This window comes from Vibrio sp. 10N.261.52.C11 (assembly GCF_041471405.1).
In the GTDB taxonomy this organism is placed as follows: domain Bacteria; phylum Pseudomonadota; class Gammaproteobacteria; order Enterobacterales; family Vibrionaceae; genus Vibrio; species Vibrio crassostreae_C.
On sequence record NZ_JBFROI010000053.1, the window covers coordinates 42,020 to 49,932 of the forward strand.

General features: G+C 46.1%; 6 protein-coding genes. 3 read left to right on the forward strand and 3 right to left on the reverse strand.

All coding sequences use genetic code 11. The annotated features are described in order from the left end of the window. Positions 1-108 precede the first annotated feature (108 nt). Entirely contained in the window at positions 109-2,481 is a 2,373-nt protein-coding gene (ppsA, locus tag AB4323_RS18875) for a phosphoenolpyruvate synthase (RefSeq protein ID WP_372153101.1), read from the forward strand. Positions 2,482-2,584: 103 nt separating this feature from the next. Here the strand turns inward: ppsA and AB4323_RS18880 are convergent, their stop codons facing one another. After that, a complete protein-coding gene (locus tag AB4323_RS18880; protein WP_372153103.1) occupies positions 2,585-3,376 on the reverse strand; it encodes a hypothetical protein in 792 nt (263 codons plus the stop codon). A gap of 66 nt (positions 3,377-3,442) precedes the next feature. Beyond that, positions 3,443-4,798 carry a serine hydrolase gene (locus AB4323_RS18885; protein WP_017060556.1) on the reverse strand — a complete coding sequence of 452 codons (1,356 nt, stop codon included), beginning with the start codon at positions 4,796-4,798 and terminating at the stop codon, positions 3,443-3,445. A gap of 92 nt (positions 4,799-4,890) precedes the next feature. Here AB4323_RS18885 and AB4323_RS18890 point away from each other — a divergent pair, with 92 nt between their 5' ends. Then, positions 4,891-5,865, forward strand: a complete 975-nt coding sequence (locus AB4323_RS18890; protein WP_372153105.1) for a helix-turn-helix domain-containing protein — start codon at positions 4,891-4,893, stop codon at positions 5,863-5,865. A gap of 262 nt (positions 5,866-6,127) precedes the next feature. Continuing rightward, complete coding sequence (locus AB4323_RS18895) at positions 6,128-7,462, forward strand: MATE family efflux transporter (RefSeq protein WP_372114076.1); 1,335 nt, start codon at positions 6,128-6,130, stop codon at positions 7,460-7,462. Positions 7,463-7,570: 108 nt separating this feature from the next. Here the strand turns inward: AB4323_RS18895 and AB4323_RS18900 are convergent, their stop codons facing one another. Then, complete coding sequence (locus AB4323_RS18900) at positions 7,571-7,804, reverse strand: phosphonate metabolism protein (protein WP_010428389.1); 234 nt, start codon at positions 7,802-7,804, stop codon at positions 7,571-7,573. Between the last annotated feature and the right edge of the window lie 109 nt (positions 7,805-7,913).

Here is a 7,913-nt window from a genome sequence, read left to right on the forward strand (position 1 = left end):
CTATTACGTCCCCCACAGCTTTAGAAAATAATTTACATTTTTTTAAACTGATACGTAATCGTTTGCCTTTAAATCCCTACAATGCTTGCTATGTTTCTGGAGAAATAAATGCAAAATAATACCCTATGGTTCAATGGCCTATCCATGGAAGATGTCGACAAAGTCGGCGGTAAGAACGCCTCACTGGGCGAGATGGTTTCTAACCTGTCCAATGCTGGTGTTTCTGTACCTAATGGTTTTGCTACCACCTCTTATGCGTTTAACGACTTTCTTGATTACAAAGGTCTTGATGAGCGCATTCACCAACTACTTGATGAACTTGATGTTGAAGACGTTGACGCCCTGCGTAAGACAGGTGCAACGATTCGACAATGGGTTCTAGATGCACCCTTCCCAGAATCACTAGAGCAAGACATCCGTGATAACTACCGCGAGCTAATCGAAGACAACGAAGAATTGTCTGTAGCTGTGCGTTCATCTGCAACCGCAGAAGACCTTCCAGATGCTTCATTCGCAGGCCAGCAAGAAACCTTCCTTAACGTGAAAGGCATCGACGCGGTACTCGAAGCAACCAAGCACGTTTACGCGTCACTGTTTAACGACCGCGCTATCTCTTACCGTGTACACCAAGGCTTTGACCACCGTGGCATTTCATTGTCTGCGGGTATCCAGCGCATGGTTCGCTCAGACAAAGCCTCTTCAGGTGTGATGTTCACGCTTGATACTGAGTCTGGCTTCGACCAAGTGGTATTCATCACCTCTTCTTGGGGCTTGGGTGAAATGGTTGTACAGGGCGCAGTGAACCCAGACGAGTTCTACGTTCACAAGCCAATGTTAGAAACGGGTCACTACCCAATCGTTAAAAAGACGTTTGGTTCTAAGTTGATCAAGATGATCTACTCGACCAATCAAGAAATCGGCAAGCAAGTCGATATCATCGACACCGACACTCAAGAGCGTAACGAGTTCTCACTCAACGATGAAGAGATCAAAGAGCTAGCAAAACAAGCGATGATCATCGAGAAGCACTACCAACGTCCAATGGACATTGAGTGGGCGAAAGATGGCATCGACGGCAAGCTTTACATCGTTCAGGCTCGCCCAGAAACCGTATGTTCTCAAAGCGATCAAAACGTTATCGAGCGTTACGAGCTAAACAATAAGGCGGATGTCTTGGTTGAAGGCCGCGCTATCGGTCAGCGTATCGGCTCTGGCCCTGTTCGCTTGGTTGATTCTCTAGACCAAATGTCACTGGTTCAAGAAGGCGACGTGCTGGTAACTGACATGACAGACCCAGACTGGGAACCTGTGATGAAGAAAGCGTCTGCGATTGTGACTAACCGTGGTGGCCGTACTTGTCACGCTGCGATCATTGCTCGCGAGCTTGGTATCCCAGCGATTGTTGGTTGTGGTACAGCAACAAGCAGCCTAAACGATGGCGATACCGTGACAGTGTCATGTTCAGAAGGCGAAACAGGCTACGTTTACAACGGCGAACTCGATTTTGAAATCAAACGTTCTGAGGTTGATGAGCTACCAATGCTACCAACCAAAGTAATGATGAACGTGGGTAACCCAGATCGTGCCTTCGACTTTGCACAAATCCCGAACGAAGGTGTTGGCCTTGCTCGTCTAGAATTCATCATCAACAAGATGATCGGTATTCACCCTAAAGCGCTGCTTAACTTCGATGCACAAACGGATGAGCTAAAAGCGGAAATCAACGAACGTATTCGTGGCTACAAAGATCCTATCGATTTCTACGTAAGCAAATTAACAGAAGGCATCGCGACTATCGCTTCTGCATTCTGGCCTAAGCGTGTGATCGTACGTATGTCTGACTTTAAGTCGAACGAGTACAGCAACCTAGTCGGCGGTAAAACGTTTGAACCGCATGAAGAGAACCCAATGCTGGGCTTCCGTGGTGCATCTCGTTACATCTCACCAGTATTCGAAGACTGTTTCGAGCTAGAAACTCAAGCGATCAAACGCGTTCGCAACGAAATGGGCCTTAAGAACGTTGAAATCATGATCCCATTCGTTCGTACTCCAAGCGAAGCGGCATCGGTTATCGACATTCTGGCTAAATTCGACCTTCGCCGTGGCGACCAAGGTCTGAAAGTGATCATGATGTGTGAGCTACCATCGAACGCAATCTTGGCTGATGAGTTCTTGAAGTACTTCGATGGCTTCTCTATCGGCTCAAACGACATGACGCAACTGACACTTGGCCTCGACCGAGATTCAGGCGATGTGGCACACCTCTTCGATGAGCGTAACCCAGCCGTGAAAGCAATGCTGAAAATGGCGATCGATGCGGCAACCAAAGCGGGTAAATACGTGGGTATTTGTGGCCAAGGCCCATCTGACCATGACGACCTAGCAGAGTGGTTAATGGAGCAAGGCATCAGCTCTGTTTCACTAAACCCGGATACGGTTATCGATACGTGGTTGAAGCTAGGTAACGTTGCTAATAAATAAGTAAATAAGTAAATAAGTAACGCTTCACGCGGTACCTTAACGACAAAAGCCAGTCACGTTGACTGGCTTTTTTAGGTTCTTTGCAAATTAGCTGGCTAGAGCGCTAGAAGTAGTATCTCACACCAACCCAAGCTTCGGTTTGCCAACCATTCGGCATTGACACACCTTTCACATCAACATCCGCTTTGGTAATGTCATAGCGCGTATTCAACCACCAAGTTCTTGCAGTGTTCATCGGCACATTTAACGATGTTTTAAATGAGAAGTTTTGCATGTCGATATCATCACCAGAAAGATCTTGCCACTCAGGAACCAAAGACACATAAGCGCCAGAGTCACCGAGATGCTTCGCGGTAATCAAACCAAGCGAGTATCCCGTTAAATCATCTTTAGATGAAGTGACGCCAGGGATCTCCATACTACCAGTCATCAGTCCTGCTCTTGGAAATACCAGGAATCCACCGGTATAAGCTGGATTAATCGCAACAACACCGCCAACCGACAATAAGTCATTTTTAATACTGTTGCGCGTATTAATATAATCTAATGAAAGACCCACTTTAGGCGTAGCTTTCGTCCCCGTTTCAAAGACGTGGAAGTACTGAATTCTAGAGTTGCTGTACTCTGTACCGAATTTGTCTGGATCGCGAAGCGCTGTGTTGCTTTCATCGACAAACGTCCCTTCGGCCAGTAGGGCAAACTGCTGACCGTTTTCTAAACCGCCAGAAACTTGCCCTTGAAATTGGATATCTGAACTACCATTCAGCATCAATGCAGCTTGAGTATAAACTTTAGTGACATCAGCAGGATCGATAACACGTTCGGAATCTGAATCAGCATGTGCAGGAAGGGCTAGACCTAAACTCAACGGGATTAATAGAGCAAAATTTTTCATTATATCTCTCGAAAGTCGTTTGCTTCCTCCTTGAAGCCTGGAACATCCTGTTAGGTAATAAATAGATTACTTGTCAGCAAGTAGTTTTGCTGCCGAACGCATTAGTGCAGGGCCTTTATTCTCACCAAAACCTGAGTGGTATGGGTTGGTTGAGAACATCACACCCACAAAGTCACGTGCAGGATCGATGTAAATAAATTGGCCTAGGTTGCCACTTTTCGACATTGCACCGTCATTGAAAATGAAATCAAATTGGTATGCGTTGTAGTCTGCTTTTTCGTTGTATGCGTGCAGTGAACTGCTCTCTTTGCTAGTACCTACGAATGCTTTTGGATCACCGCCGTTGCGGATACGATCAATCACAGCTTGTGACACCACTGGCTCATCAGCCACCGCTTTCCAGCTAGGTGTAAATAGTGTTCCCCAGCGAGCCATGTCTTCTACCGTTGATGAAACCAAGCCAACCGCGATCGCCATGCCATCTGGCGTCAAGTTGAATTGCATTGGTTGACGTGCGTGCACTTTTGACCAAACACGATCTTCGAATACTTGAGTCCAAGTTTTGTTCTCAACGTTTTCAACTAACTTAGTCAGCACCATGGTGTTGATAGATGCGTAACGGAAATGGTCACCGGCTTTTTCACCTTCCAGTTTCTGTGCACCTTGAGCCACTTCCATCCAAGTTTCCATTTCACCCGTTTTTGCACGAGGTGAGTTAAACGATGCCGCAAAGAAACGCACCACATCAGAGTCTGGGTTCAAGATAGACTCTAATGTCTCTTCATTGTCTAGCGCGGTCGACATGTTCAGAACTTGGTGTACTGTGATGCCATCCCAGTTCGTTCCTTTCAATTCAGAAACATACTCAGCGATCTCTTTTTCAGGGTCGACTTTGCCCTCTTCCACTAACATTGCGATCACTGTGCCAACCGTCGTTTTTGCTGTAGATGCCCAAACGTGCGTATCTGTCGGCTTCATACCTGGGTAAGCTTCGTAAACGATCTCCCCTTTGTGAATCAACATAAAGCCTTGGGTACGGAACTGTTCATCCGCCAAGTACTCATCCATTGTCAACTGACCTTTGCTTTCAGTATCAACTTTCAGTGCAGCGAGTCGTGGGTCGATATTTTTGACTAAAGGCTTGTACTCTTCGTTTGGAGCCGCCAGTGCCGTTGGTAGAAACTCACTCATGTGCATGTTGTAGTAAACGCTGTGGTCGCCGCCCATCTGCCAATGAAAGTTATTGAATAACTCACGAGCTGAGTCAGTAAAACTTGGGGTAAATGCTGTGCTCGCCTCTTTCACGGTCAAGGTAACTTGAGCACCTTCAACTTTCAGAGCTTCTTCAACTGGGTTTGCTGCAAGAGCAAATGATGATGGGGTCGCTAACGATACTAGAACGGCAATGTGTTTAAGTTTCATAATTGTTCTCCTGTTTGGGTTAGGAAAAGTATAGGGAGATGCGCTACACTTAATTAGGTCACTTGATGACATTTAATGGTAGGCACAAAACAATGAAAGCATCATCGAACACCACCAGCATACTGCTCACTTCGACCAGTAACATTGCTCCATATATTCAGTATTGTGACAAACATAGACTGGATTGGCGCACCGTCGCCGTTGCGTGCGGTCTACCCATTGAACTGACACAATCCAATCAATGGCTTCCTACACAAGACGTGATTCGCTTCATTCATGGCCTTGAGCGTAAGTTTGGCTATTCGATAGGGATTGAGGTTGGACGTAAGGCCTCTCTAGAGCAATTGTCACCTGAGCTAGACCGAAAAATTGAACAATGCACTTCTCTCGAGCAAGCGGTACGCTGCTTGATTACTGAAATATCGACCTTAAGTAATCACGTCACCATATGGACGGAAAAAAGCGATGGATTGTGGTGGCTGTGTCATCGAAGTTGCTATCACCCATCGACCTCAGGTTTTGAACAAGCAGAATGGTTTCGCGCCCTGACCGTGATTAGCCTATGCCGTAAGTTCATTGACAGTCGCTGGCAACCATCACACGCCAAGTTGGTCTCTAAGAACAACAGCGCACGTAAATTACCTAAGCATTTCTTTGATTCTGATATTCAGTTTGAAGAGCAATACGGTGCGTTCTCGATTCCGCTGCCCGATGATTATCGTGCCATTTCAGAACGAAATAGTACCCAAGATTGGCATCACGCTGTCGAGATATTAATAGACACCTATGCGACTCTACCTTGGTTCAATATTGAGTGGTTTGCGACCATGCTCGGCATGACAAAACGAACGCTGCAGAGAAACCTGAAGAACAAAAACATTCTCTTTAAACAAGCCAAAGAACAAGTTCGGGAAGCTAAAGCAAAACAGCTACTTGAAGAGACCAACCTTTCTGTTCAAGACATCAGTTGGCAAGTGGGTTACAGCGACTTGAGTAATTTCAATCGTGCATTCAAAGGTTGGGTTGGAGTCACGCCACCAAGTTATCGGGATAAAGCGAAACATTAGAAATAGTCGAATGGAAAACCTTTAGACCCAATCCGCTAATATAAAACTCAGAAACAAGATACGACACCTTAAATTTCAATAAGCGAACGCATAAAGTTGCATTGCACAATGCTCACATACCGATGAAACTGTGCAAAGGTAATATCGATAGATTTAATGACATTTATTGGTATCGAGCTAACGTTACGTTATCCTTTACGCAATTCTTCATTGAGTGGATTGTCACTACGACAAACCTACCTTCAAGACTGATAAGAGTGTTATGAATTCTACGACCGCAACTCCCTCGCCTTCTCTTGGCCGACAACTCTATACAATGACATGGCCAATGCTGTTTGGGGTGCTCTCCCTGATGAGCTTCCAACTTGTAGACAGTGCTTTTATTGGCCAGTTAGGCGTACTGCCGCTCGCGGTTCAAGGCTTCACGCTACCAATTCAGATGATCATTATCGGGATTCAAGTCGGACTAGGCATCGCGACAACGGCTGTGATCGCGAGAGCTATTGGGGCTAACGAGATACGCTATGCCAAACAGCTCGGCGGATTAGTCGTTGCGATGGGCAGTGTGAGTGTCGCGCTGTTCTCGGTCATCATCTATCTGTTGCGTGGTCCTATTTTACAACTCCTCGATGCACCACCGACGGTACTGCCGATCATTGATTATTACTGGATCTATTGGCTGGTAAGCTCTTGGACAGGCGCACTGCTCTACTTTTTCTACAGTGTGTGTCGTGCCAATGGTAATACCATGCTGCCCGGTTCGATGATGATCGCGACCAGCATCATCAACTTGATATTGGACCCGATTTTCATATTCACGCTCGACATGGGCATCAACGGAGCCGCGATTGCGACCATCTTGGCGTTCGGTGCGGGTATCTTTATCGTTGCTCCTAAGGTAACTAAGAAGCATTGGATGACATTCGACTGGCACGATCTTGATATCGGCAAGAGTATTCGTTCTATAGGAAACATCATGGGGCCTGCGATGATCAGTCAGCTACTGCCACCAGTCTCTTCGATGCTCGCCACCAAACTGCTTGCAGGCTACGGCACAGCAGCCGTTGCAGCTTGGGCGCTAGGTTCACGTTTTGAGTTCTTTTCGATTGTTGCAGTGCTTGCTCTGACTATGTCGATGCCACCTATGATTGGCCGAATGTTGGGAGAAAAGAACCTAGGGAACATACGTAGTCTTGTGAAGATTGCCGTGATGTTTGTATTAGGATTCCAATTGGTGATCGCACTGGTAACTTGGGTGTTCTCTAGCGGGTTGGCAAATCTCATGACCAGCGAAGACGAAGTCTCGACCATTTTGAACTACCACTTACTTATCGTTCCTATCAGTTTAGGGCCGTTGGGTATCTGTATGCTGATGGTTTCTATCTCGAATGCGCTTGGTAAGTCTTATACTGCCTTAACGATATCAGCACTGCGCCTGTTCGCCTTCTTCTTGCCTTGCTTGTGGGTTGGTTCGCAGCTTGCTGGTATTGAAGGCCTGTTCTGGGGTGCCATGGTGGGTAATGTGCTTGCCGGTACATGTGCTTGGTTTATGTACCAACGCGCACTTGGGCAAGTCGAGGCTAAGCTTTCTAATTAATCAGTTAGCGAACTAAACGGCTTGCCAGCTAAACCGCTATAAAGTTATTAAACGAAAAAGCAGCCACTTAGGCTGCTTTTTTAGTTTCAGACTTAAAATATATTGGGGTTAGACTTGCTCAAAGTAAGCCAAAAACTCACCGCAATCTTTTTGGAATGGTGGCAATATTTCTGCTAGTGTTTCATCATCCCAATGCCACCATTCAAAGCTTTCTAATCGCTCGGCATAGCTAGGAGCATCAAACCGAGGACGCAGTTGCCAAACGCAATCGAGTATGGCGGTACGCCTTAAGCAGCGGTTGCCAACGAAAACAATCAAGCAGTTCAGGCCCTGCATCAACATAAATGAGTTAATCATTCCATTGTATCAAAGTACTTCACCAGCCTAAAACTGCAGTACTTCAGTTTCATTCGGGACCATTTTAAAAGGAAGTTATACCAATTAAAGTAAA